20 protein-coding genes are annotated in these 24,309 nt (G+C 68.9%); 1 reads left to right on the top strand and 19 read right to left on the bottom strand.

All coding sequences use genetic code 11. The features are described 5' to 3' along the window. Positions 1-4: 4 nt before the first annotated feature. Both LNV23_RS20135 and LNV23_RS20130 read right to left on the bottom strand, forming a co-directional pair. Positions 5-463, bottom strand: a complete 459-nt coding sequence (locus LNV23_RS20135) for a DUF2141 domain-containing protein (RefSeq protein ID WP_263564627.1) — start codon at positions 461-463, stop codon at positions 5-7. Further along, entirely contained in the window at positions 460-1,839 is a 1,380-nt protein-coding gene (locus LNV23_RS20130; RefSeq protein WP_263564626.1) for a nitroreductase family protein, read from the bottom strand. The genes LNV23_RS20135 and LNV23_RS20130 overlap by 4 nt, the downstream gene beginning before the upstream one ends. Before the next feature lie 177 nt (positions 1,840-2,016). On the opposite strand from LNV23_RS20130, the gene LNV23_RS20125 reads away from it, so the two are divergent. After that, positions 2,017-2,733: an autoinducer binding domain-containing protein gene (locus tag LNV23_RS20125; protein WP_263564625.1), complete on the top strand. Its 717-nt coding sequence runs from the start codon at positions 2,017-2,019 to the stop codon at positions 2,731-2,733. A gap of 14 nt (positions 2,734-2,747) precedes the next feature. Here LNV23_RS20125 and LNV23_RS20120 read toward each other — a convergent pair whose 3' ends face one another. From LNV23_RS20120 to LNV23_RS20040, 17 genes are all read right to left on the bottom strand, one after another. After that, the gene (locus tag LNV23_RS20120; RefSeq protein WP_263564624.1) at positions 2,748-3,107 is read right to left on the bottom strand and encodes a DUF4902 domain-containing protein; all 360 of its coding nucleotides are present in this window, start codon (positions 3,105-3,107) and stop codon (positions 2,748-2,750) included. A gap of 73 nt (positions 3,108-3,180) precedes the next feature. Then, on the bottom strand, positions 3,181-3,861 hold the full coding sequence (locus LNV23_RS20115) for an acyl-homoserine-lactone synthase (RefSeq protein ID WP_263564623.1): 681 nt from the start codon (positions 3,859-3,861) through the stop codon (positions 3,181-3,183). A 62-nt stretch (positions 3,862-3,923) separates the two neighbouring features. After that, entirely contained in the window at positions 3,924-5,306 is a 1,383-nt protein-coding gene (locus tag LNV23_RS20110; RefSeq protein ID WP_263564622.1) for a TfuA-like protein, read from the bottom strand. After that, positions 5,303-6,574, bottom strand: coding sequence for a YcaO-like family protein (locus LNV23_RS20105; protein WP_263564621.1), 1,272 nt, complete (start codon positions 6,572-6,574; stop codon positions 5,303-5,305). Before LNV23_RS20105 ends, LNV23_RS20110 begins: the two co-directional genes overlap by 4 nt. A gap of 10 nt (positions 6,575-6,584) precedes the next feature. Further along, positions 6,585-8,015, bottom strand: a complete 1,431-nt coding sequence (gene moeB / locus LNV23_RS20100; protein WP_263564620.1) for a molybdopterin-synthase adenylyltransferase MoeB — start codon at positions 8,013-8,015, stop codon at positions 6,585-6,587. 1 nt (position 8,016) lies between these two features. Next, positions 8,017-8,454: a M67 family metallopeptidase gene (locus LNV23_RS20095; RefSeq protein WP_263564619.1), complete on the bottom strand. Its 438-nt coding sequence runs from the start codon at positions 8,452-8,454 to the stop codon at positions 8,017-8,019. After that, complete coding sequence (locus LNV23_RS20090) at positions 8,447-9,148, bottom strand: ABC transporter ATP-binding protein (RefSeq protein WP_263564618.1); 702 nt, start codon at positions 9,146-9,148, stop codon at positions 8,447-8,449. Before LNV23_RS20090 ends, LNV23_RS20095 begins: the two co-directional genes overlap by 8 nt. Positions 9,149-9,170: 22 nt before the next feature. Further along, positions 9,171-10,223, bottom strand: a complete 1,053-nt coding sequence (locus tag LNV23_RS20085; protein WP_263564617.1) for an efflux RND transporter periplasmic adaptor subunit — start codon at positions 10,221-10,223, stop codon at positions 9,171-9,173. Then, a complete protein-coding gene (locus tag LNV23_RS20080) occupies positions 10,220-11,401 on the bottom strand; it encodes an ABC transporter permease (RefSeq protein WP_263564616.1) in 1,182 nt (393 codons plus the stop codon). Before LNV23_RS20080 ends, LNV23_RS20085 begins: the two co-directional genes overlap by 4 nt. An 11-nt stretch (positions 11,402-11,412) precedes the next feature. Next, complete coding sequence (locus LNV23_RS20075) at positions 11,413-12,576, bottom strand: ABC transporter permease (RefSeq protein WP_263564615.1); 1,164 nt, start codon at positions 12,574-12,576, stop codon at positions 11,413-11,415. Beyond that, positions 12,573-13,598 (bottom strand): lantibiotic dehydratase C-terminal domain-containing protein, encoded by a 1,026-nt coding sequence (locus tag LNV23_RS20070; protein WP_263564614.1) that lies wholly within the window; start codon positions 13,596-13,598, stop codon positions 12,573-12,575. Before LNV23_RS20070 ends, LNV23_RS20075 begins: the two co-directional genes overlap by 4 nt. Then, on the bottom strand, positions 13,583-15,037 hold the full coding sequence (locus LNV23_RS20065; RefSeq protein WP_263564613.1) for a nitroreductase family protein: 1,455 nt from the start codon (positions 15,035-15,037) through the stop codon (positions 13,583-13,585). Before LNV23_RS20065 ends, LNV23_RS20070 begins: the two co-directional genes overlap by 16 nt. Positions 15,038-15,050: 13 nt before the next feature. Then, positions 15,051-17,009 carry a TOMM precursor leader peptide-binding protein gene (locus LNV23_RS20060; RefSeq protein ID WP_263564612.1) on the bottom strand — a complete coding sequence of 653 codons (1,959 nt, stop codon included), beginning with the start codon at positions 17,007-17,009 and terminating at the stop codon, positions 15,051-15,053. Continuing rightward, a complete protein-coding gene (locus tag LNV23_RS20055) occupies positions 17,006-18,847 on the bottom strand; it encodes a hypothetical protein (protein WP_263564611.1) in 1,842 nt (613 codons plus the stop codon). Before LNV23_RS20055 ends, LNV23_RS20060 begins: the two co-directional genes overlap by 4 nt. Further along, entirely contained in the window at positions 18,844-22,674 is a 3,831-nt protein-coding gene (locus LNV23_RS20050; RefSeq protein WP_263564610.1) for a lantibiotic dehydratase, read from the bottom strand. The genes LNV23_RS20055 and LNV23_RS20050 overlap by 4 nt, the downstream gene beginning before the upstream one ends. 45 nt (positions 22,675-22,719) lie before the next feature. After that, entirely contained in the window at positions 22,720-23,478 is a 759-nt protein-coding gene (locus tag LNV23_RS20045; protein ID WP_263564609.1) for an ABC transporter permease, read from the bottom strand. Next, entirely contained in the window at positions 23,475-24,239 is a 765-nt protein-coding gene (locus LNV23_RS20040) for an ABC transporter ATP-binding protein (protein ID WP_263564608.1), read from the bottom strand. The genes LNV23_RS20045 and LNV23_RS20040 overlap by 4 nt, the downstream gene beginning before the upstream one ends. Positions 24,240-24,309 lie beyond the last annotated feature (70 nt).

Genomic DNA, 24,309 nt, shown 5'->3' with positions numbered 1-24,309 from the left:
TCCTTCAGCGCATATAGCGCATCTGCACGGTGACCGTGCGTTCGCCGCGGGCGTCGAACGCAGCGGCCTTGAAATCGGGCACGCCGGAGCGGCTGATCGCGTTGTTGCTGAAGCCAAAACCCTCGGCCGGCCAGCCGGCCGCCGACATGGTCAGGCGCTGATTGCTATCTTCATCATGAATGGCGGCGATCGCGTACTGGCCTGCGGGCAGGCCCTTGAACACATACTTGACGACGCCGGCCTCGGCCTTGACGGTCTGCGACTTACGGCAGCCGCTCGGAAACTTGTCCTCGACGGTGCACAGGGAAATCACGACCTGGCCTTCGCCGTTGCGCAGGCCGGTCAACACCAGTTGCACATCAGCGGTGTCGGTGGCAGCAGCAGCTGCCGGCGGCAGGGCATGGGCGGCGAGCGCGGCACAGGCGGCGGCGAGCAGCAGGCGGGTTTTCTTGCTTGTGATCATGGGGTGGCTCTCGGTGGGTGAAGAAACGGAGTGGCGACGGCTGCGCCGATGGGTGGAACGGCGCCCGCAATGGCTATTTCGGCGATGGCCGGCAACTGCCATTCGGACCAACCACTGGCCTCGGCAAAAGCGGCGGCGTCGCCGCTGCCGAGTGGACACAGGCCAATGCCGAGCGCCGCACCGAGCTGGCACAGCGCCATGGACGCATGGCCGGCATTGAGCAGGGACAGGCGATAGGCAATGGCTTCGTAGCGCCAGGTCATCAAGGGCAGGTCGGCGCACAGCACGATCAGGCCGCGCGGCACCCCGTTGTCAGCCCCCCAGGCCTTGCGCGCCTCGGCGAGCATGGTCCGCAGCGGCTCCGGTGGGGCGGACTGGGGCAGCAAGGTGCCGGTCTCGCAGCAAAAACGATGGAGGCCCGGCGCCAGGCCCTCAATGTCGACAGCGACGAAATAGACGTCGAGCTCATGCATGCCGCCGGCCGAGGCAAACGCGCGTGCTTTGCAGGGCATGGCGCGAGTGGAATCGTCGAGGATGTCGGCGAAGCTCAGGCGCAACAGTCGTTCCACCGCGCTCCGCGCCAGCGGCGCGGCGGCACCGCGCATGCTGCGCCGCTGGCGCAGCACGTCCACGAAATGGATCGCCTGCAGATGGTCGAGATCCTCGCGGCGATGGGCCCGCTGTGGCGCCACGGCAGCCTGGGAACGCACGGTCGGCAGCTTGGGGCCTCGCCGGTAGGTCGCGCCGCGCGGCAAGCCGTCGGAACGGCCGCGCGAAGCGATATGGAACTGGCGGTCGGCGAGGTCCCAGTCCGTCGTATCGACCGCCTCGGGCAGGTCGCTGAGTCCCGCGCTCCACAGGAGCTCGCCCAGGCCCTGCAGCCACAGCTGCTCAGCGGCGTCCGGCGCATCGCTTGCGCGCTCAAAATGACCGTCGCCGAGGCCGGCGCCGTACAGACGCAGCTCGAAGGGCGAGCCCGGATTGCGCACGCGCAGGCCGTCGCCGTCGCGGTCCATCGAGCTGCCAGGATGCAGCGCATGGCGCCTTGGCGGTGGCCCTGCGCGCAGCCGGGCGCCGTCGACCGTGGCGCGCAGCAGCACCCTGGCCCCGAGCGCATCCAGCGTCCATTCGAGCTGGACCGCGCCCAGCTCCAGCAGGCGGCGTCCCGTTGCCTCCGGCAGTGGAACAGCCCTATCGGCCGGCTCCGCCAGATCACGCAAGGCCGCCAGCAATTCCGGATCGCCCATGCGCAGCGGGCGTGCGCCGCGGCAGCGCAAGAGAGCCCCCCCGTCGCCAAAGTCGACAGCGACTTGGGGCTGCAGGCGATAGCGGCAGCGGCTGACGAAGGATGTGGCGGTGAGAGTCGAGGCGTTCATGTGAGGCGGTGGGCCGGGTGGATGGCCCAACTATGCTGAGCACGCCGCCACGCCACAACTGTCAAAGCCTGCAAGGCCATCTCGCGGGTTTCCACTAGGCGAGTGCTTCGACCGCGGCACATCGCACAACATCTTCAGCGCGTAGACTCCCGCCTGCATCCAGAACAGGAGAGCTTCGTGAGCATCGGGTCGGTACAGGAATCGTCAACACCACCGTTCAAGGCGGCCAGTCCGGAAGACTGCTTCGCCATGATCGCGGAGCAGGCGCGCGAACTCGGCTTCGACTATGCAGTGCACGGCATGCGCATGCCGCTGCCCATCACCAAGCCACTGACAACCTTCTACAGCAACTACCCACCGGCCTGGCTGCAGCGCTATCAGGAGAAGAACTACATCGAGTGCGACCCGACCGTCGCGCATGGCATGCGCTCTTCAAAGCCGGTCGTCTGGAACGATGAATTCTTCGCGCAAACACCCGAGCTCTGGGCCGAGGCGCAATCCTTCGGCCTGCGCCACGGCTGGGCACAGTCACGCCGCGACGCCGAAGGCACTTACAGCATGCTCGTGCTGGCCCGCAGCGAACCGCCGCTGACGCCGGACGAACTGGCCGAGAAGGCACCGAGATTGCAATGGCTGGTCTATGCCGCCCATGTCTCGATGCAAGCCAGTTGCGACGAAGGTCCGGGGGCGCCACCGCAGGTCGCCTTGAGCCCGCGCGAGGTCGACGTGCTGCGCTGGACCGCCGAGGGCAAGACCTCGGCCGAAATCGCCTCCATCATGGACATTTCAGAGCGCACCGTGAACTTCCATGTCAATACGGCGGTCGCCAAGCTGGGCGCCTGCAACAAGACCAGCGCGGCCGTCCGCGCGGCCATGCTCGGCCTGATCTGGTGAGCTGAGCGAGCCGCTCAGGCCGCGCTCGACAGATCGAGAATTCGCACGACCTCACGCTGCCAGCCGCCGCGCTCCATGACGCGAGCGACGCAGGCACGCGTGGCTTCGGCATCGAGGTCGGCACCCGACTCGTCGACCAGCATCAGATTGGTGCGCAAGCTGCTCCAGTGTGCAACCAGCCCGATGTCAATGGGGGCGCTCCAGTCCCAGCCGAAGCTCAGCGCTCGGGGGCCGTCAGCCACCCACTCGGTCACGCCCTGCAGCGTCGGTGTCGCCATATCGCAGGGTGCGTCGTCGTCGAGCGCCGAGTAGAGATGCCGGGGAGCGAGCCGCTCGGCTTCCTTCACGGACAGGCGCACATAGACATCGAGCATTGGTCTTATGACTTCAAAGTTGGGCTGCGGCGCGATGGCCGACCCGAGGTTGGCGGAAATGAATACCGCATTATCAATGCACCGTCGCAGCCTCCGAGGCTGCCGCGGCGGCAAGATGACCAAGCAAGGCTGAACCGTCATGGCGCGGCGGGTTGGGCCGCTCAGCGCCGGCCAGTGCTGCCGACTCGTAGGACGCCAGCGCGTCGATCGAACGTTCGTTGACGCCGATCACAAACGCCAGCACTGGCTGGCCGCCGACAATCATCGGTGGGCCCAGACGCTGCAGTTCCACGCCAGCGCGCTGCATCAGGCGCTCGACCGGCAAGGTCGACACGGCCAGCAAATGGGTGACGCCACGTGCAGCGCAGAAGCGCAGCGCCGTCAGCAACACACGCTCGGCCAGAAAGCGCTCGGTGCCGACGCCGCGTTCCTGCTCCATGATGGCGAAGCGCGACAGCTCCCAGATCTGCTCGCTGCGTGGCACCGGCAGGCCATTGAGCAGATGCGGGAACACGCCTTCGAGCAGATAGGTTTCAGTCGTGGGCAGCAGGCGGCCGCAGCCGATCACGGCACCCGATTCAGCACGGGCGACGACATGGATGGTGTCGGGGCGATCGAACTGGTCGCGCTCGCAACCGGGTCGGGCTGGCAACTCCCAGCCTAGCCTTTCGACAAAGACCTGATAGCGAAAACTCGCCAGTTCGTCATAGAGGGCGGGGGCGAGATCTTGGCTGGTGGAGCAGACGAAGTTCACTGGAGACTCCCGGGGGGTTGCGTTCAGGATGGACGCACTGTGCCCGGACTGGTGGGGTGGGCTCAACTGTCAATGTCTGCATGCTCGGTTTCCCGAATCGAGCGGCCTGCCGCTTGCCAAAGCTCCCATTCGCCTCTACCCAAGGCTTCGATCAGCAGTTCCCCGACCCAGTCTCGCAGCGACTCGAAGCCGAGCTCCCTCGCATACTCATCGGGCCGCGTCGGCATGGGACCGTGATGTTTCTCGTACCAGTGACAAAGCGTTTCAATTTCAATGCCTGCGGCGGCGAGCGTCGGCTTGGCGATGCCGCGCTCGGCCAGCAGCGCCTGCTTGCGCTGCACATGGGCGGCCAGTTCGCCATAGCGGCCACTCAAGCGCAGGGCCTGTAGGAGATAGCCGTCGAGTGCATGCGGCTGCGCTGGGCTCAGGTCTTGCTCGCGCGCCAGCAGGTCGAGCGCACGCTGCCAGGCCAGGTCGTCGAGACCTTGCTCAGCGCGCCAGGCTGCAAGCTCGGCATTGCTGCGCAGACCGCGTTCGCGCGCCAGCCGCAGCGCAGCAGCGCGACGTTGCTCGGCCGAGCTCGCGCCGCCCCACAGCGCCGCCTGGCGCAGCAGCTTGGCCTGGGCCAGCAGCGCTTTGCGCTGCGGATCAAGCGCACGCACATGGCGCAGCACCGCCAGGTCCCCATCGCTGTGGCCGGCGTCGCCGCGCAGCGCGTTGTGCTGCACCAGCGCCTGCCAGAACACGGTACGCTCGACCCGGAAGGGCTCCGGCGTGCCGGCCTGCGGCGGCAGATCGCCGCGCGCGAGCAGCTCCAGCAGGCTGGCCGCATCCTCGGCCTTGGCGTCGGGCCGAGCGCCTTGTGCGCGCAGCGCGGCGAGCGCCTCGGCCGGCAGCCCGTGAGCGGCCGCTTCTTCAAGAACCGCGGGCCAGCAGCGCGAACCATAATGCAATGCCTTGGCGGCATCGACCAAGGCTTGAGCATCATCCGCGCTCAGTGCCCCTGAGGCGCACAAGTCGGCCAGACGCAGGCGAATCGAGACCATCGCCATCGACAAGGAGCGAAAGCCCTGCTCCGCCGTCGCATGGGCGACTGCGACCTCATCGTCGTCTTCGAGCTCGCCGCTGGCGAAGGCCTGGTACACCCGGCCGTGGCCGCGCATGCCATAGAAGTCGAGCTCGACGGCGCGCAGCGCGCCCATGCTCGAGGCGCCGACGACCTCGACGCCTTGCTCCAGCGCATGCAGCACCTCCTTGTGCCAGACCGCGCCGACCTGCTCGAACACACCGTCGATGATCGCAATCACGTCACCGTGGCGCGCCTCGCGCTCGACCAGGCGGTGCAGATCGCCGACCGCGACGGGTGGAAGAAATATCGCCTCGGGCAGCAGCGTGCGCGCGCGCGCCAGTGGCAAGCTCGGGCCGAGAAAAACAAAGATCCTCATGCGGCCTCCCGGGTGGCGGTCGAAACCTTGGCATGCCAAGGTTGGGCGTTGGAACGGCGCTGCTGGCGCAGGCCCTGGGTGCGCAGCATCGATGTCGGTGCTGCCAAGCCGGGCACCACGGCGCGGACGACGGCGACGCCGAGCTCGGGACGGCGCAGGTCCGCCACCAGCACCTGCTCGAGCCCGGCGCCGCGCAGGCGTTCGAGCAGCAGCGACACATCGCCCTCGAAGCTCTCGGTCGCCAGATCGGGCAGCGTCGCGAAGTCGACAGCGGCCGCTTGAGCGTCGAGGCGCGCGCACAGCGTGTCCAGTTCGTCGGGATTGCCGCCGCGCCGGTAGTCGCCGGGGCTGATGTCGTCGCGCGTGCCGCTGATGTGGGTGAGCCGGCTCTGCACCGCCTCGGTCAAGGCGCGCAGCAGCGCGATCTGCGGCGACAGGTGGCAGCCATAGCCGCTGAAGGCCGGCAGCGTGCGCCAGGCCCGCTGGCCGGGGCCATCGACGATGGTGGCGCCGCACACGGGAATGCCGAGGTCGGAGCGCAGATCGAACAAGGCCACGCGCACGTCGGCCCGCTCGAGCAGCGCCAGCACCTGACGGCAATGCGGGTCATCGACGGTCTCGGGGCGGATTCGTATCGGCGCATCGGCACTGCGCATCGCCGCGTCGCCGATCGCCACGGCATCGCGTTCGATCAGCTCGGTCAGCGCATGGCTGGTGGCTTCAAGCACATGGTTGCCGCCCGCAAGCCCATTGCTGGACTGCAGCAAGCCCGAATGCGCCGGTGCGGCGTAATTGGTGCTGACAGCGTCGTAGGGCAGCCAGCAGGACGCGCCGGACAGGAGATCATCGGCCTGCAACCAGTTCTGCGCGCTGTCGAACAGCTGTTCCGGCGCCACAAAGCCGGCCAGGCCGGCCAGCGCGGCAACGGCTTCGTGCCGCGCCAGCATGCGCGCAGTCTCGCAGCGCAAGGGCAGCTTGATGTGCTCGGCATGCCAGCATTCAATCGCCTCCATCAGCGCCGACACCTTGGCACAGTCGGCGTCCAGCCCCTTGCCCTGCGCCGAGGACAGGCCGCGTGCATTGGGCCGCAACGCCGCCCAGACTGGCATGCCGATCACGTCGAGCCCGGTCAGATTGGCGAGTCGCGTGATGCCCAGCGGCCGCGCCAGCGGCCGCAAACGCGCCAGCGTCTCCTGCGGGCTGCAGCTTCGGTGCGTGCCGCGCTGATGTCCCTTGGGCTGGCTCCAATCCTGTCCAAACAGTCGCATGGTGAACTCCTCAACGGCCGCCGAGCGCGCAGGCCGGCGCCGGCATATCGACCAGTTCATGGGCATGTCCGTCGGCGCAACCGCAGGTCGGATCGCTGCCAAATCGCAAGGTTCGGAAGGCACCCGCCAGCGCGTCATAGCGCAGCGCGCGGCCGATCAGCGGCTCGCCGAGCCCCAGAATCAGTTTGATCGCCTCGGTCGCCTGCAACACGCCGATCACGCCAGGCAAAACGCCCAGCACGCCGGCCTCGGCGCAGGACGGTGCGAGCTCGGGCGGCGGCGGCTCCGGATGCAAGCAGCGATAGCAAGGCCCGCGCCCCGGATGGAAGACACTGACCTGGCCTTCGAAGCGAAACACCGAGCCATGGACCATGGGCTTGCGCTGCAGCACGCAGGCATCATTGAGCAAGTAGCGCGTGGCGAAGTTGTCCGAGCCGTCGACGACCAGGTCATAGCCCTCGAGCAGCTGCTGCGCATTGGCCGCGCTCAGGCGCTCGCAATGCTCGACGACATCGATGGCCGGGTTCAGGGCCAACAACGCGATGCGCGCGCTGGCCGTCTTGGCCATGCCGACGCGGTCCTGCGTGTGGAGAATCTGGCGCTGCAGATTTGACTCGTCGACCACATCGCTGTCGACCAGTCCGAGCCGGCCGATGCCGGCCGCGGCCAGGTAGAGCGCGGCCGGGCTGCCGAGTCCGCCGGCGCCGATGCACAGCACACGCGCCTCGCGCAGCTTCAGTTGGCCCGCTTCACCGACTTCGGGGATCGCGAGGTGGCGCAGATAGCGACGCCGCTCGGCCGCTGCCAGCGTCTGCGGCACGGCGATGGCGCCGCCCGCGTCCTTCCAGGCCTTGAGGCCTCCGTCCAGGCTGCTGACCCGGGTGTAGCCGAGCAAGCTCAATGCCTGGGCCGCGAACAGGGAACGCGAACCGCGCTCGCAGTAGACGACCAGGGGCGCATCGCGATCAGGCAATTCCGTCTCGACCTTGATTTCAAGGAAGCCGCGATCGATGTGGACCGCTCCCTGAAGATGACCCTGCGCCCATTCCTCGCTGCTGCGCACATCGAGCAGGCGCGGTGCGGGGCCGTCGGCCAGTTGCTGCTGCAGGGCCGCGACATCGAGCTGGGGCACGTTCTGCTGCAGATTGCGCAGCCAGTCCGGGTAGCTGATGCCGCCGGCAATGGCCGGCAGGATCTCGAGACGGTCGCGCTCGCCCAGCGGCGTCTGCAAACCGTCCAGGCCGCGCATGTCCTCGTCGTTGACGAACAGGTTGACGTAGCGGCGCAGGGCGCCCTGCCCGTCGAACAGTGCTTCGCGCAGGCCGGGACGACCTTCGACGAGGGCGAGCAAGGCCGACCGCACGTCGGCGCCGGCAACACTGAGTCGTGCCTGGCCCTCGACATGGCGGGCCAGCGGGGTGGGGATGTAGACAATCGCCATTTCAATCTCCGATCAGGGGCCGGTCGAACCAGCCATGGGGTGCAACGCCGTAGGCGCGGATCTCGGGTCCGCGGCCAATCGGCAGGCTCACGATCAGCTGCGCATAGCCGTCCCAGGGCGGACAGCCAGCCAGGTCGGCCGGGGACGGCCGCGCATCGCCGTCGGGGTGGCTGTGAAAGAAACCCTGGATCGCCTGGCCGCGGCGGCGTGCGCCCTGCCCGGCGCGCGCCAGATCGGCGGCGGCAATCTCGAAGCAGACGCCGGCGTCGCGGGCGCGATTGGGCAGCGCACACACGCTGTCGATAGACGCGTGCTCGCCAGCATCGGCCGGGGCGAGCAGCACGCCGCACACCTCGCGCGGATAGGCCTCGCGCGCAAGCGCCAGCAGCTGGCTCGACAGACCCGGCGCGAGGCGCAGGGGCTGAACGGTCTCAAGCATGAGCGGCCTCCGCAGCGGAGACAAAACGGCCTTTGTCGAGCGTGCGGCATTCGCCAGCGCGCTCGGCCGCGCGTGGATCGTGGGTGACCATCACGATGGTCTTGCCGAACTCCTCGTTGAGCAGCTGCAAGGTGTCGAGCACCTCGACCGAAGTCTGCCGGTCGAGGTTGCCGGTGGGCTCATCACAGACGATCAGCTCGCTGTCGGCCACGATTGCACGTGCGATGCCGACGCGCTGCTGCTGCCCGCCCGAGAGCTGCGCCGGCAGCCGCCGCTGGCAATGGGCGATGCCGACCAGCTGCAGCGCCAGATCGACGCGGCGCTGGCGCTCGGCGGCCGGCAGCCCGGTCAGCAGCAGGGGCAGCTCGACATTGCGCGCCACGCTCAGCATGGGCAGCAGGTTGTAGTGCTGAAACACGAAGCCAACATGGCGGGCGCGCCAGGCCGACAGCTGTGCCTCGCTGCAGCGGTCGATGCGCTGGTCGCCGAACCACAGCTCGCCGCTGTCGGGCCGGTCGACGCCGGCCAGCAGATTCAGCAAGGTGGTCTTGCCCGAGCCGGACGGGCCCATCACGGCGAGGAAGCTGCCACGCGCGATGTCCATGTCCAGACCATCAAAAATCTGCACGGCCTCGTGCTCGCGTCGGTAGGCCTTGCGCACGCCACGCAGGCGGAACAGAGCTTGATCATTCATGGGTGACTCCATGGCTGCTGTTTCAGAGAAAGGCGACCTTGACGGCCATATCGGGCAGGATCTGCGGATCGCGCGTGTCCAGGCGGATGCGCACCCGCACCGTCGCCTTGGCGCGGTCGGCGCTGGGCATGATGCGCAAGACCTGACCCTCCAGCCGCAAGCGCTGCGAATAGAGCTCGGCGGCGACACGCTGGCCCGGATGGACCTTGTGAATGTGCTGCTCGTTGACATCGACGACGATCTCAAGCGAGTCCATGTCGACGATGGTGAAGACGCCCGTGCGGGTGTAGCCACCGCCGGCGCTGCCGGGGGCGACGAACTCGCCGGTCTGGGCATTGCGCGCCTGCACGACGCCGTCGAAGGGCGCACGCACCAGCAGGTCCTCCAGCGCCTGCTGCAGGCGCTGGACCTGCAGTGCCGCCACCTGCTGCGCCGCACGCGCGCCGCCGAGCGCGGCCTGGGCCGTTTCGACCGCCGCCTGGGCGCTGCTCAGCCGCGCGGCGCTGCTGAACTGTTGCTCAAACAAGCCCTGCTCGCGTTGCAAGCTGCGCTGCACTTCGCGCAAAGCGGCTTCAGCGCTGTGGACATTGGCGGCCGCTGCGCCAAGCTGGGCCTGGCCCAGGGCAAAGTCGATGCGGGCCTGGCGGTCGTCGAGCCGAGCCAGCAGCTGGCCTCGCTGCACGCGTGCGCCCTCGTCGCTGAGCGTCTCGACCAGCTGACCCATGGTGCGCGGCGACACCGTGGCGACGCGAGCGGCGCTGATCGTTCCCGAGACTTCGAGCTTGATATCGCCGCCCAGCGGCGCCGCCACCGTTGCCGACGCGCTTGGCGCTGTGGGCGCGGCCAAAGGTGCGGCGGCCACGGCGGCCGGCACCAGGGCCGGCGCGCTGTCGCGCCAAGCCTGCAGGGCCAGGCCCGCAGCCGCCAAGAGCAGCAGGCTGCCGGAGGCCAGGGCCCAGCGCGGCACAGAGCGCGCGGACGCAGCCGGCGGCGTGCCGCCAAGGTTCTGGCCCAGTTGGCGCAGCAAGAGACGGCGCTCCTGCAGCCGGTCTTCGTGATCCTGAATCTGGCTCATGCGAGCGCTCCCTGTTTGATGTTGAGACTGCGCCAGGCGGGCACGGCGCCACCGAGCAGGCCGATCGCCAGCGCGAGGGCCAGGGCCTGCAGCGCGTTGCCGGCGTCGAGCTGCCATTCGTAGCGCATGCTGGTCATGCCGGCCGCCATGCCGGTGCCGTGCATGCCGTCGAACAGCAGCCAGCCCAGACCCAAGGCGAGCAGAGCGCCGGCCAGGGCCAGCAGCAGCGACTCGAACAGCACGCTGAAGAACACGGCCGGCGCGCCATAGCCGAGCTGATGCAAGGCGCGCAAGCTGCGGCGCCGCGCCTGCACGGCCATGGACATGGTCGTGAAGCAGCCGGCCACCGTGCCGATCGCCAGCACAGCGGACAAAGGCCAGGCCAGGTAGCCGATCAAGCGGCTCGTGCCCTCGGCCTGGCGCGCGAAGAACTCGCGCTCGGTCAGCGCGGTCAGCTGAAGCTCGGGGTCGGTGGCGAGCCGGGCGTTGAGCGCGTCGAGCGCGGCCGCCGTGTCGCTGCTGGGCAGCTGCACGCGCACCGACTGGAACTGGTTGTCACGGCCATAGCTGCCCTGCACCGCACCGAGTTCGGCCCAGAGCTCCCCCTCGAACACCGCGCCATCGAGTGCGAAATGGCCGACGACGGTCCAGTCGCGCCCCATCAGCCGCAGCGTCTCGCCGATCGCCACACCGCGCAGCTCCTCAGCGAGCCGGTGGCCGACGATCAGCTCGTTGCGGCCCGGCGCGAACAGGCGGCCGGCCACGAGGCGGAAACCCGGCCGCAGCTCCATCCCGGCGGCGGCCATGCCACGTAGATTGAGGCTCATGCGGCCGGCGTCCTGACGCGGCAGGCTGACGGTCAGCGCCAGTTCGGGCGACTGCCGGGCCGCCGTATCAATGCGCGCGATCGCCTCGATCTGCTCGCGGCTCAAGCGGCTGCCGGCCTCGGCCGTGGCCTCACGCGCCAGCACCAGCGCCACATCAGGCTGGCCGCGGCTGCTGAGCTGGCGCTCATAGCCGCTCGCCATGGCGAGAAAGGCCAGCAGCATCAGCACCGACAGCATCACGCAGCAGACGATCGCCGTGCTGCTCCAGGGGCTGTGGCGCACACTCGCGAGGCTGACCGGCGCGAGCGCGCGGCATTGGCGCAGCAGGTCGGTCCAGGTGGCTTGCTTCATGGGGGATCTCCTCAGGCCTGCTCGACGGTGAATGCCTCGACCGGGCGGATGCGCAGAGCCAGCAGCGCCGGCAGCGCGGTCGTGATCAGGGCCAGTAAGACGATCAGTCCGAGGCCCTGCAGCAGCACCGGCAGCGGCAAGAGCAGCTCGGGCAGAAATTGCGGCATGCGACTGGTCAGCTGCTGATTGGCCAGCGCCGACAGCGCCAGGCCGAGCAGTCCACCGAGCGCCAGCGGCGTGGCGGTCTGCAGCATCACCAGGCGCAGCACACGCGCCGGCCCATAGCCGAGCACCTTGAGCACGCCGATGTCACGTGTCGCCTGGCGCACGGCCAGCGCGGCCGTGCCCGAGATGACGATCACCAGCGAGACAAAGGCGGCGCCGATGATCAGCTGGATGGCTGCCGCGACATTGCCGAACTGGGCCAGGAACTCCAGCTGGAAGGCCTGGTCGGTGGTTGTCGAGGTCGGCGCCGTCGAGTTCAGAAAGTCAGCATCGATCTGCTGCGCCAGCGCCTGCAGGTCGGTGCCGGGCTTGGCCGTCACCATCAGCGTGCCGACGGTATCGCGCCACATCGGTCGCTGCGAATTGAGAAAGTCGTAATGGCCGATCAGGTAGTTGCGCGCACCATGCTCGTCGCTGCCACCGAAGATGCCGGCGACACGGAAGCGCCAGGCACGCTCGCCGGCCGGTGCCGGGTAGAGGATGCTGCCGAGCGGCACGATGTCGCCCACGGCCCAGCCGTACTTCTGAGCCAGGCCGCGACTGACCAGAATGCTGTCCTTCTGACTCAGGAAGGCCTGGCGCGCGGCCTCGTCAAGCAGCATCTCGGGATGCTGGCGCAGCCAGGCGGCCGGCTCGACCGCGAAAGCCGGCGGCATCTCACGCTCGCTGCGGTAGTAGGCGCCCAGCCAGGTCACATGGCCGACTGCATCGACGCCGGGCAGCGCCTGCACGCGCGCGGCATGAGCCAGGGGAAGTGACTCCATCAAGCCCGCCACATGCGACACCACCAGGCGCGCACCGGCCGGGTCGCGCGAGCCGCCCTCGAGCGAATGACGCAAGGCGCCCAGCACGCCGAAGACGAGGAAGGCCAGCGCCACGGTCAGCACCAGCATGAGGCTGCGCGCGCGCTGGCGCGGCAGCTGTTCCCAGGCCAAAAGCAGCTCGTTCACGACAGCAGCTCCGCGCCGGCGGCCGGTGCGAGCGCGCCAGCAGCAGCAGCAGCAGCAGCGGCGACCTGGCGCGCGAGCATCAATTCCTGGCCCGGCACCAGGCCCAGCCGGTTGTTGTGCATATGCATCTGCGAAGTCAGGATGCCGGTCAGGCTGGCCTGCAGCAGCTCGTGCCCGTCGATGACGCGGCCGTTGTAGGGGCAGATCAGCTGGCCCTCGGCGTGCAGCCGGCGCAGCCCGGCGACATGGCGCTGCAAGGCTTCGAGCAGACGCGCCGAGACGCTGTCCAGCTCGCCCGGAGCGGCGCCGAGGCTGACAAGCAGCTGCTCGGTCGGCACGGCCCGGACCGCGCTTTGGCCGAGCAGGTCCGCCAAGGCCCGCGTGCCGGCTGAGTAGGCCGCCCAGAACGTGGCGTAGTCGGCAAAGAAGCGGCGCGCGGCCCCCAGATCGTCGCCATGCAGAGCCCGCGCGTAGAGCGGCATCAGCTTGAGCGCTTGCGCCAGGCGCAAGGACAGTCGCGTCGCGCTCGCGCGCAAGAGAGCGCAGCTCAGCGTGCTGGTCTGCTCGAACATCTGCTCGGCCAGCACGAGCGCCTGCGGCCCGCCGTAGCGCTGGTACTCGGGCTCGTAGTCGACGACCCGCACCGTGCCCTCGTCAAACCATTCGAGCTTGGCGACGTCGACCGGCTGGCCGTCGAAGCCATGGGCACCGTAGAAAGACTCGCGCGTCGGCGGAGTCGGGGCGCGCCAGTCCGCGACGGCGCCGCGCACCTCGGCCAGCCATTGCTCGCGGCCCAAGGCGTCGAGACCGCGCACACGCACGCGCAGATGCGGGCCGCCATCCCAGTAGTTCAGATAGAACCAGCCGCCGATGCGGCCGGCCTCCTGCATCGCACGGACGCGCGGTTGCACCCACTCGCTGACGAAACGTGCGGCGAGCACGGGCTCGGACAGATGGATATGAAGCGCGTACCAGTCGGCGGCAACACGCGGGGCGTTCGATTCGTTCACAGCAGCTCCCATGAAAGATTGGTGCTGCGGTTGAGTCCGCAGAGCACCTGGTAAACCGGCAGGCCGGGCAGCGAGAGCCCGCGCTCGAGCACGGGCTCTCGCAACATGCGCATCGGCCGTGCGAACAAACCGAGCGAGGCCGCGGCCAGGCTCAGGTCCTGGGCCGCCGCGCCGGCAGCGAGATGCAGACGGCGCAGACCCGCTTCGCCATGGGCAGCGCGCGTGCGCACGGGGTCGACACAGAGGAAGAACGCCGCCTTGAACGGCGCCATCGACCAGCGCATGTCAGCGCGCGGCAGCGAGCGTTGCAGCAAGTCGTCGAGGCGGCCGGCCGGGGCCGGCAGCGGCTCGCCGGCCAGGTCATAAACGCCCGGCGCATCGGCATCGAGCCAGGCACAGACGGCGCTGAGCTCAGCCTCGCCGGCGACCCTGCCCCGGCGCGCCGTCAATGCGCGCCAGCGCGCCAGCAGCAAGGCACGGCTGCCGGTCGGCAGCGGACGCAACAAGGGCGCCATACCGACCGCATCGTTGCCCGAGTGGCGCGTGCGCATCAGTGCAAACAGATCGGCCGAGCCGGCCGAGACCGCTGCAGCTGCTGCGTCGGTCGCCAGTTCCGAGAACGGAACCGGCCCGGCATCGCCGGCCGGTGCGAACACCTCGCTCAGCGGCGCAAGACGTGGAAAGCGTTCCTCGAGGCCGGCACTCGGCCATTCGTCCGCGACGCGCAGCTCGCGCCGCGGCAGGCGCTCCAGGTCTTCGGCCACGCCGCCGGCGGCACCGCGCCAGCCATAGGCGCCGACTTCGTAGGCGCCGAGCACGGCCGCGCCGGGCAGCTCCGACTCCGGCAGCGCTGCGCCCTGCCAGCCCAGGGCCGAGCCCAGGTGCAAGAGCTGCGCCTGGGCCATGCCCGCCTCGAGCATGGTCGGGTAAGGTGCGAATTCGCCGTATTTGTCTGCCAGCGCCCAGAAGCGGGCGACACCGACCACGGCGAGCTCGTCGTCTCCGAGCGAAGCCTGCCAGGCGGGATGCAGGCCGAGGTCCTCAAGCGCATGGTGCTCGGGCAGATAGCGCCACAAGCGCGGCCCGCCGGCCGCCCGCGACAGCAGCATAAGCCGCAGCGGGTACTGGCAACGCGGCGAGGGCACGCCGCGATGCACACCGTAGACGTTCTGTGGCTCAAAGCGCAGCGGGCTGGCCAGGTGGCGCAGCAGCACCAGCAGGCGCTCGAGAGGCGTCGCCCGCACGGCCGCCACCGCGCCACCGGCCAGATGTTCACCGAGAGGAAGGGTCAGGCTCGGCCAGTCGGTGGCGAGCTCGGCAATCGAAGCCAGGCGCACACCGCGCAGCGGATGCAGCGCCGCCACGGCTTGGGGCGCGAGCCGGAACGCCGGAACCTCGAGCAGGTCAAGTCGGCGGTAGCTGCCGAGCATCCAGGCTTCACTGCTGTGCATGGTGGCGGCTCCGTCAGGGGAAGTTGTGGGGATCGGGATTCAGCTGGGCGGCCGTGAGCTCGGGCAGGCCCAGAGAACGTGCCGCGCCGTTGACACGATCGACGCTGACGCGGCGCGCCTGCTGGCCGAAGGTCACCGGGGTCAGGCCCGGCGCGATCACCTTGGCGCAGTCGAGGCCAAGCTCGGCGATGCCCTCATAGCCCTGGCGCACGACGAGCACATCCTTGGCGACTCGCAAAGTGGCGTCGACCAGGCGGCGCAGCTCCTCGCTCAGGTCCAGCTCGCTCGGCCGCGGCGGCAGCTCGCGCAGATCGACGGGCTCACCGCCGAACATAAAGCCCAGCTTGGCGAAGCTTTCGGGCGCGCTGTACATGATCACGTGGTCGTGCATTTCTTGCACCAGCTGCGGATCACGGCACAGCGACAGCGCCTTGTCGCGCAGCTTCGGCAGCGTGTGGCTGTAGACCGCCATCGCCGTTGTCACCTCGACGAGCGCGCCGAAAATCGCCTGCGTCCATTGCCCGGATGCGGCCGAGGCGCAGTAGCTCTTGACCGGCGCATCGGGACGCGGATCGACGATCATGGCCAGCGCCATGGGCAGGTCGATGTCGAGCCGCATGTCGAAGAGATGGACCTCATAGCCCTGCGCCGTTGAGCGCGCAAGCAGGGCCTGCACCTCGGCATCGCCGATCGATTCCAGCCGGATCGGCCGCGGGGTCAGACGCCCCCACCAGCGCGTCAGGTAGGCGTCGCGCTCGAGCGTCTCGTAGAGCCCATGCAGGATCGCTTCCTCGATGCAGCCGCCAAGCGCGCAGCCGCTCGAACTGTCGTAGACGAAGCGGTTGACCGGCCGGTCCTTGTGATGTGGCAGCCAGTAGTAGGCCAGCTGCTGCGGCATCAGCTTGCTGCGCTGCTCACGCAGCGAGAAGGCCCAGCACCAGTCGAATTCGAGCGCCGGGCTGTAAGGTTCCATCTCGAAGCCGGGCGCGTCATATTGCCAGGCCTCGTGCAAGACAAAGTCGAGCGGATTGACGACCTGCCCTGGGTGGCTGCGCTGCACCGCTTCGAAGGAACCGCGCACGACCGAGCGCTGCGCACGCGGGCTGTGGCCGCAGTAGCGTTCGAGCAGTTCCAGCATCGCGATCGTTTCCGACTTGGGCCGCGTCGCGGCACGGCCGAAGCCGCGCTCTATCGTGCTGCTGCCGCAGATCGGCATCTCGGCACCGAACATCGGCGACAAGGAGGACGTCAGGTCATGGAAGACGCGCTGGATCTGGCCGCTGCGGCGGTCGACGAAGCGCTCGCGCAGGGCCTCGCGCGACAAGCGCGGGTTGGCAATGCGGGCATCCTCGGCGCGCGCCTTGAGCCGCGGCTGCAGCTGCAGCTCGGCAGCCGCGGCGCTGTCGTCCGGCAACGCGGCGCAGACCCAGCATTCGGTATAGGGCGAGAAGCGGTGCTCGACGACCGTCAGCGCGTCCCAATCCAGGCGGCGGTAGCGGCCTGGGCGGCGGGTCGCGGTCGAAGCGATGCCCGCGGCCTCGAGCAGCCCGGCCAGCATGGCCTCGGCGATCGGCGGCCAGGGCGACTGGGCGAGCCGGCGAGCCGCGCCGGCCGGCGTGGTCGCCCAGTGGGTGGGCTCACGGTGGTTGTTGGCCGTCCAGACGCGCAGGCATTCCAGACAGCCTTCGTCGCGGCCGGGCAGCACCCAGGGGCCCAGGGTGACGCTACCCGGCTCGAAACCGAGCGTGTAGACGGCCGCACCGCGAGCGAGCAGGCGCTCTTGCCAGGCGACGGCCGCCTCGATGTGCAGCCAGTCGAAGGCGAGCACGACGGTGGCGTCCGCAGGCAGCGTGGCGGCCACGCTGGCATCGTTCCAGTCGAGCCGCGCACCAGCGGCCGGCAGCAGCGCCGCGATGCGTTCGAAGCCGGCCTCAGCACTGCCGTCGTGCAGCAAAAAAAGTGCGCCACTCATGCTTGCGACTCCAGCTCGACCAGGCCGAGGACCACACGCTCGGGCAGACCGCGCCAGCTCAGGCGCTGCCAGCGCGCCGGCGGTGGTGTCAGTGCCTCGCCATGCGACCAGGGCGGCAGCACGGCCTCGGTGACTGCGGTGTCGACGACCAGCGTCCCTTCTGCGCCGGTTTGCAAGCGGCTGCAGGCACTGCCCAGGGCCTCTCGAAGGGCCAGCAAGGGCGTGGCGGCGGCGGACTCGGCCAGCCATTCATGGCCGGCGCGAATCCACAGGCGCGCGGCCGCGAAGCCGGGGTGCCATTGCACCCGCACCGTGAGCGGCCGGTCGGTCAGGAAGCAGAGCAAGCGCTGCAGCAGATCGGCCGGGCCGTCGCCGGTCGGCAGCAGTGGCGCCTCGGCGCTGCGTGCGCCGGCCTGCCAGTGACTGGAGTCGAGCAGCGCGAGCGCCAGCGCCTGGCGGCGCCACTCGGCTTCGTCAAATGCGCAGACGAGCCGGTTCGCATGCTGCGGCTGGGCCTCGGCCGCGCGCTGCACAAGCACCTGGCCGAGCGCGCGTCGCCAGGCCTCGTTGGCGTCCAGGCCCCAGGCGACCAGGGCTTCGGCGCTGCGGGCGCGCAAGCGACAGGTCTCGTGATAGAGCGGCAGCTGCACCAGGGCCTCGTTTTCCACCGTCGCGAACGCGCCGCTCAGCGGATCGAACCAAGGCGCCAGCGCCAGGCGCAGGGCTTCGTCGGCACGGAGCGGGTCGGTAGCGGCGGCCGGCGTGGCCGGTTCGGCTGCGGCGGCGCCCTCAGGGCCAGCCGCCCAGTCCACCAGCGTTGCCGCGGCCGGCACCAGGGCATGGGCCTGCAATTCGAGATGGTCAGAGACGGCGAAAACGCGATGGCGCAGCGCGGCGTCACCGATGCTGAAGTGGCGGCGCAGCAGAGACTGCGCGGCCACGCTGCCGGCAATCGCCAGCGCGGCCGGGCTCGGTGCGGCGTCGGCACGCGGCTCGAGCGTGTCGAGCAGGTCAGCAAGCAGCGTCTGCGGCGCCGCGGCCTCGGACCATGCCAGGGTATGGCCGCGCAAGCGCACGGCGACGGCGGCGATCGCGTCGCCATCGAGGGCCGCCAGCTGTCCCTGCAGCGCTGCCTCACCGACCGCGTCGAGCTCGGCATCACTGACATGAAGAAGCAAGCCTGCAGCCGGTGCAAGAAGGCCTGCCGGCGCGATGACCGTGCTCGTGTCCGGCCAGGCGGCCGCCATGTGCTGCAGCTCCTCGGCGCCGACGCGCGAGGCGGCGCCCTCCAGCTGCAAGCTGATGCGGCCGATGCCAGTGGCCAGCAAGGCCTGTGCGGCCGCCTTCAGTGCATAGCCCTGGCCCCGCAGCACGGCGTGGGCCTGGCGCCACTGGGCGAGCCGCTCACGCCGGCCTTCGGCCGGCAGCTGGTCCTGCAGGTACTTGAGAAATTCGCGCACGCGCTCGCCGGCCGTCAGCTGGGCCAACCAGGCCTCGTCGGAGCTGTCGTCGATCAACATGCGATGCGTGCGCAGCGTGTCGACAAAGCCGTCGAACCAGGCCTGCAGACTCGCCGGCAGGCCGGCGCGGATCGCCGGCAATGCATGGCCGGCGTCCATCAGGGCCAACACGCGCTGGACCAGCGGGAAGATGCCGCGCCCTTTGAGTTCAAAGGCCATCGCACCGGCATCGAAGTGCACGCCCTGCTCGGTCGCGCGAAAGAACACTTGGTTGCGCAGGCGCTCGCGTGTACCTGCCGGCATCCCGGCGCTCGGGGCCGCGCTCGTGGCCGCGCTTGTAGTGGCAGACGGGGCGGCGATGTCCAGCGTCGTGCTCATGCCAGTTCCTCCTCGGTATGGCGCAGGCCGACGATCTCGCGCCAGCTGATGCCGCTGAGCCGCTCGGCGCTGTTCGCCACCAGATGGCACAGGCAGAACTTCTGGCTCGGCGAGACACCCAGCAGCGGCAGCAGGAAGTAAAAGAAATTGACCGTGTTGCGGTAGGCGATGAACTCCGGCGAGTTCTGCACCTTGAGGCCCTCGGACAGCTGGAACTGCACGCTGAGCTGGCTCGGCGTCGTCGTCTCGATGCGCTGGCGACTGCTGCCCGCAGGCAGGCCCTGCTGGACATCGCGGGCCAGGCGCGACAGCGTCTGGTCGGCCAGCAAGGCGTCGTAGTTGTCGCGCACGATGTTGCGGTGGCGCTCGGCCGTGGTCTGCAGCGTGCGTTGCCATTGCGCCAGCACGGCGCGCCATTCCGCGGCCAGCGGCAGGTCTTCGCTGCGGCCCTCGCGCACGCAAGCCAGCACCCCATCCAGGCGGGCGGCGAGGCGCTGGTCGAGCGCATCGAAGCGCTGGCGCAGGCGCTGGTCGCGGTCGTAGGCCGCGAAGCAGAACTCGGCATGCGAGCGGAAGGACACATAGCCACGGTCAAAGCCACCCGCGTCGTACGTCGTCGCCGCCATCCCGAGCATGGCCGCCAGCGTCAGGAAGAAGGAATCCGCGTCGCTGGTCTTGAGGGCCAGCAGGTCCAAGGTGGCTGGCAGGCTGTCGCAGAGGAAACGCTCCTTGGACTGCACGAGCTCCGCGAGCGGCAGCGCCCGGCTTTGCAGCGGTGGTGCCAAGGTCACGCTGTTGTTGGGCAAGAGCGGCAGGTAGGGGCCCGGCTCCAGCTCGGTCAGGCCGATCTGGCGCGACAGGGCCTCGTAGGCGACCGGGTCCAGTTCGATGAGGCTCGGGTGTGCGGCCAGCCAGGGTTCGAGGATGGCGCGCAGCGCCGGCAGCACCTGCTCATGCAACCGGGCCTCGGGGCAGCGGAACACCATATCGACATGGGAACCATGCTTCCAATGCGGTTGCAGCATCACATCGGCGATGCCGAAGTGGCCGCGCAGCAGCTCGACCCCGTCGCGCACCGGGCCGAGCAGCAGTGCGCGCTTGTCATCGTCGAAGTAAGCGATGCGCACGGCATGCCATTGACCGAGGCGCTGTTCGGCCTGCAGGCGCACAGGCACCGTGCTCAGCTCGAACTGCAGCTCGGCCACGTGGCGGCCGCCCTCCATCTCGACATGCTGGTCATCGAGGCGCGGCAGCACCTCCGACAGCGACAGCGGGAAGCGATTGCGCTTGAGCGCTCGCTGCATCAGGCGCACCAGGCGCGGGCTGTCGAGGTCGACATAGAGCGGCTTGATCGAGCGGAAGTCGAAGTCCTCCAAGCTGACATCGCTCGGTGCCGCGTCGCTGCCGCTGCCGACCAGCGGCAGCACACGCATGAAGAAGCGACGCGGAAGCTCGCGCTCGCGCTGCAGCGTCTGCATCGCTTCGAAGAAGGGCAGCGCATCGATCTCGGCGTCGGGCTGCAGATCGAGCGGCAGGATCCACTGGCGCCGCTCGACGACCACATCGCCCAGGCTCACGCGCGGCACGCGGGTGACCTGGCCGGCCTCGATCAGGCCCATCTTGACCATGGTGCCCAGGGTCAAGCTGGTCACACCCTCGGTCAGCGTCAGCGCCAGCACGCGGTGAATGCGCGGCAGCAGTGCGGGCATCAGAAAGCCCTGGTACCAGACGTCGAGGTCCTGACCCCGCTCGTTGCGGATGCGCACGCAATGCTCGGCGCGGTCGTAGACGAGGCGCATCTTGGCGATGTCGAGCTTGGTGCTTTCCTGCCAATTGGGCGCCGTCGGCGGAATGTAGAGCTCGTGGTCGGCCAGCTGCGGGTGGTAGTTGGCATTGAAGCCGAACACGCCCGCCAGCTCGGCGTAGTGACCCGAATCGCTGCCCTCGCGGAGGTAGTCGCGCACCTCGGCAAGGCTGGCCGGGTCGAGCACCTCCAGAAAGCGCGACATCAGCGCGCTGCGCCCGCCCAGGATCTGGTTCAGCACAAACTGCGTGCGCTCGCCCTTCAGTGCGAGCTGGCCGAGGAAGCACTGCGAGGTGCCGCGCTGGCGCACCGCCTCGGGCAGCAGGTCGACGATGCGGGCGAGCTCGGTGGCGTCCAGCTGGACGTCGGCGCGCTCGCGCAGCAGCGGCTCCAGATAGGCCTGGAAGGCGCTACGTGCCTTGCCATAGGCAGCGCTGACCGTCGAGCGCGGCGGCAGCTTGCTCGCGTCGATCTTGTGCATGGGCGCGCCGATGCCGTACACCTCATCGAAGGCATCGATGAAGGCCGGCACGTTGTCGCAGACACCGTCTTCGCCATGGCGCGCGACAAAGAAGTCGGCCATGCTGCAGCGGGCCTGCTGGGTGAAGCTCGTCAAAGGCGACAGCTGCATCAGCTGGCCCAACGCATCGGCGAAGGGCTCGATCACGGGCAGGCCCAGGCTCGGCGAGTCGGCGCCCAGGTAGCAGTTCTCGAAGAAGCTCGGGTGCTCCAGCGCCGCGTGGCGCTCCGCGCCGAGCGCATCGCGCAAGGTGGCGGCATGTTCGGCAATCGCTGCCGTCAGGGTGGCGCGTTGCGCAGGTGAGCCCTGGACAAAGGCCTTGAGTCCGCCGCGGATGCGTGCCATGGCCGCTCGGGCGGTCTCGCCGGCCTCGCCCTGCAGGCGCTGCAGCAAGCCATGGACCCATTCAAAGGCATCGGCCTGCGCATGGTCGTCGGTATCGGGCAGCAGCAGGTTCAGCTCGTACAGCCGCGCGACGAAGGCTTCGAGCGCCGCGCGCTCCAGCTTGGGCGAGAGCGCCTGCACGGCCGCGATCAGTTCGACCGCCGGCATCGAGGCCCAGCCACGTGCGGCGTAGACATGCTGGATGCAGCTGATGGCGCTGTTGACCTTGAGCTCGACCATGGACTCGCCGGTGCCCCAGGAGCGGCCTCCGGCCGTGTTGCCGGGGTTGATGCTGCGAAAACGCACGCGGCCGTCGGCGAACTGCGCGCTCTGGTTCAGGCTCAGCGGGAACAGCTGGCTGGCCAGGTCATAGTTGGCCAGCAGCGGCGCAACGATCTGCCGCAGCAGGGCGCCCTTGAAGCTGACGCGGCTGGACAGGCGCGGCGCAAAGTTCAGGTCCCAGCCGGTCTCGCGCGCCGACCAGCGGCCCACATGCATCACCGTGAAGGCCGACAGCGGGCTGGTCTTGGACGCGCAGCGGGCCAGATACTGGACAAAAGTTTCCTCGAGCTTGCGCCGCGGCTTGGCAGCCATGGTCGCGCCGGCGTCGGCGAGGCGCTCGAAGTTGCGATACAGCTCGGGCTGGGTGTAGCTGATCGCCTGCTGGAAGCGTGGCTGGGCCCACAGAGTCGGCAGGCGTTGGGCGCCGGCCGCCATCTCGCCTTCGAACACGGCCGCCGTCGAGGCCTCGAGTGCGGCGAGCTCGCGCAGCCCTTCGTTGTAGGCCGCCAGGTCAGCGCGCTCCGCATCGCCGAGCACAGCCTGCAGCAGCTCCGCCTGGTCCTCGCGCACTGCCTTCAGGTTGAAGACGGAACGCTTGGCGTTCAGCGCCGCGCGGCCGAGCGCCTTGTCGGTGCAGCCATGCACGACAGCCTCGAGCGGCGGCCGCAGCCGCTCCCCGAGCGTCTGCAGGCGCTCACCGAGGGCAGCACGCTCGGCGAGATGCCGGGCCGTGGCGCCGTCGGCCAGCTCGTTCAGCAGCGCCGCCGGCTCGCCGGCCACGCGCAGCACGTAGTTGGGATGCACAAGCAGCGGCCCGTGACTCGTTTGGAGTTTCATGGCTTTCATCGGATGTGACTGTGTTAGTCGAAGCGGGGCGTCGGCTTATTTGGCGGACCAGCGGAAGGTCTTGCGGGCGATCAGTGCGCAGCCGATGCCGAACAGCAGCAGCACAGCGGTCGGCTGGATGGCGGCGGCCGAGAACAGCTCCCCGACCCAGCACAAACGCAGCACCTCGACGGCATAGGTCATGGGCACCAGCTTGGACACCCATTGCGCGAAGGCCGGCAATTGTTCGAGCGGAATGCTCGCGCCCGACAAGAGCAGCATGGGCTGGAAGATCAGCATGCCGGCGTTGAACACCGCATTCGAGCTGCGGAAGAAGGAGCCGAGCATGAAGCCGAAGGAGAACAGCGAGAACGCGGTCAGCAGCATGCCGACGGCGAAGTCCAGCGCTGGGGCCGAGGGCACGCGATCGAACATCAGCCAGCCGATCACCAGCATCTGCACCAGGCCGAACAGGAACATCACGAAAGCGCGCGTGATGGACGAGAGCCAGACCACCGTCATGTCGAGCGGCGTCACCAGCAGGCGCCGGAAGAAGCCCATCTCCTTGTAGATGACCAGCATCGGCGCGACGCTCATCAGCGCCGTGTTGAGCAGGATCAGGCCGACGAAGCTGCTCGTGTACTGATCGTAGAAGCTGGCGCCATTGGGCCCATAGCTGGCCTGGCCGAACATCATGCCGAAGAAGGCGTACATGGCCGCCGGCATGACGAAGGTCAGCAGCATGGCGACACGTTCGCGGAAGATCAGATTGAAGTCGAACGCGATGTAGGCGCGTAGAGCGTGGGTCTGGTTCATGCGGCCTCCGGCAGCGCTTGGGTGGCGAAGTAGGCATACGCGTCGTCGAGCGTGCCCTGAGGGGATTCGGAGCGCGCGATGATCTGCTGCGGGCTGCCGGCCGCGACCAGCCGGCCGTGGGCAATCATCAGCACGTGGTCGGCCAGCGACTGCGCTTCATCCATGTAATGGGTCGTGAACAGCACCGTCTTGTTCTGGCTCCGCAGTTCACGGATCAGCGCCCAGAACTCGCGCCGCACGAGCGGATCGAGGCCGACGGTGGGCTCGTCGAGGATAACGAGCTCGGGGTCATTGATCAGCGCGAGCGCCAGCGCGACACGCTGACGCTGTCCGCCGGACAAGGCATCGATGCGCTTGTCGGCCATGCCGTCAAGCGCCATGCGCTTGAGCAACTGGGCGTGGTCCACGGAGCGCTCGAACAGGGCGGCGAAGAAACGCAGGTAGTCACCGACGCGCGCCTTGGCGAACAAGCGTGACTCTTGCAGTTGCACACCGATGCGCTGCACATGAGCGCGCGGGTTGGCGACGATGTCGTGGCCGAGCACACGAACGCTGCCGGCATCAGGTTGCCGCAGGCCCATGAGAATCTCGACGAGGCTGGATTTGCCGGCGCCGTTGGGGCCGATCAGCGCGATCGTCTGGCCGCGCTCGATGCGCAGATCGATGCCGCGCAGCGCTTGCGTCGTGCCGTAGGACTTGGTCACGCCGCGTACGTCGATGACGGGTTCGGACACAGTGCCGTGGGTCTTGGGGTCGCTCATGGGAATCCTTGGGCGTTATGAAAGGAACCGGAGATCCGGCACGTCCGGCGCGCCGGATGACAGCCTGCCC

The sequence above is a fragment of the Kinneretia sp. DJ1R-11 genome (genome assembly GCF_025717595.1).
Classification (GTDB): Bacteria; Pseudomonadota; Gammaproteobacteria; order Burkholderiales; family Burkholderiaceae_C; genus Paucibacter_A.
This window is presented reverse-complemented; position numbering and strand designations above follow the sequence as displayed.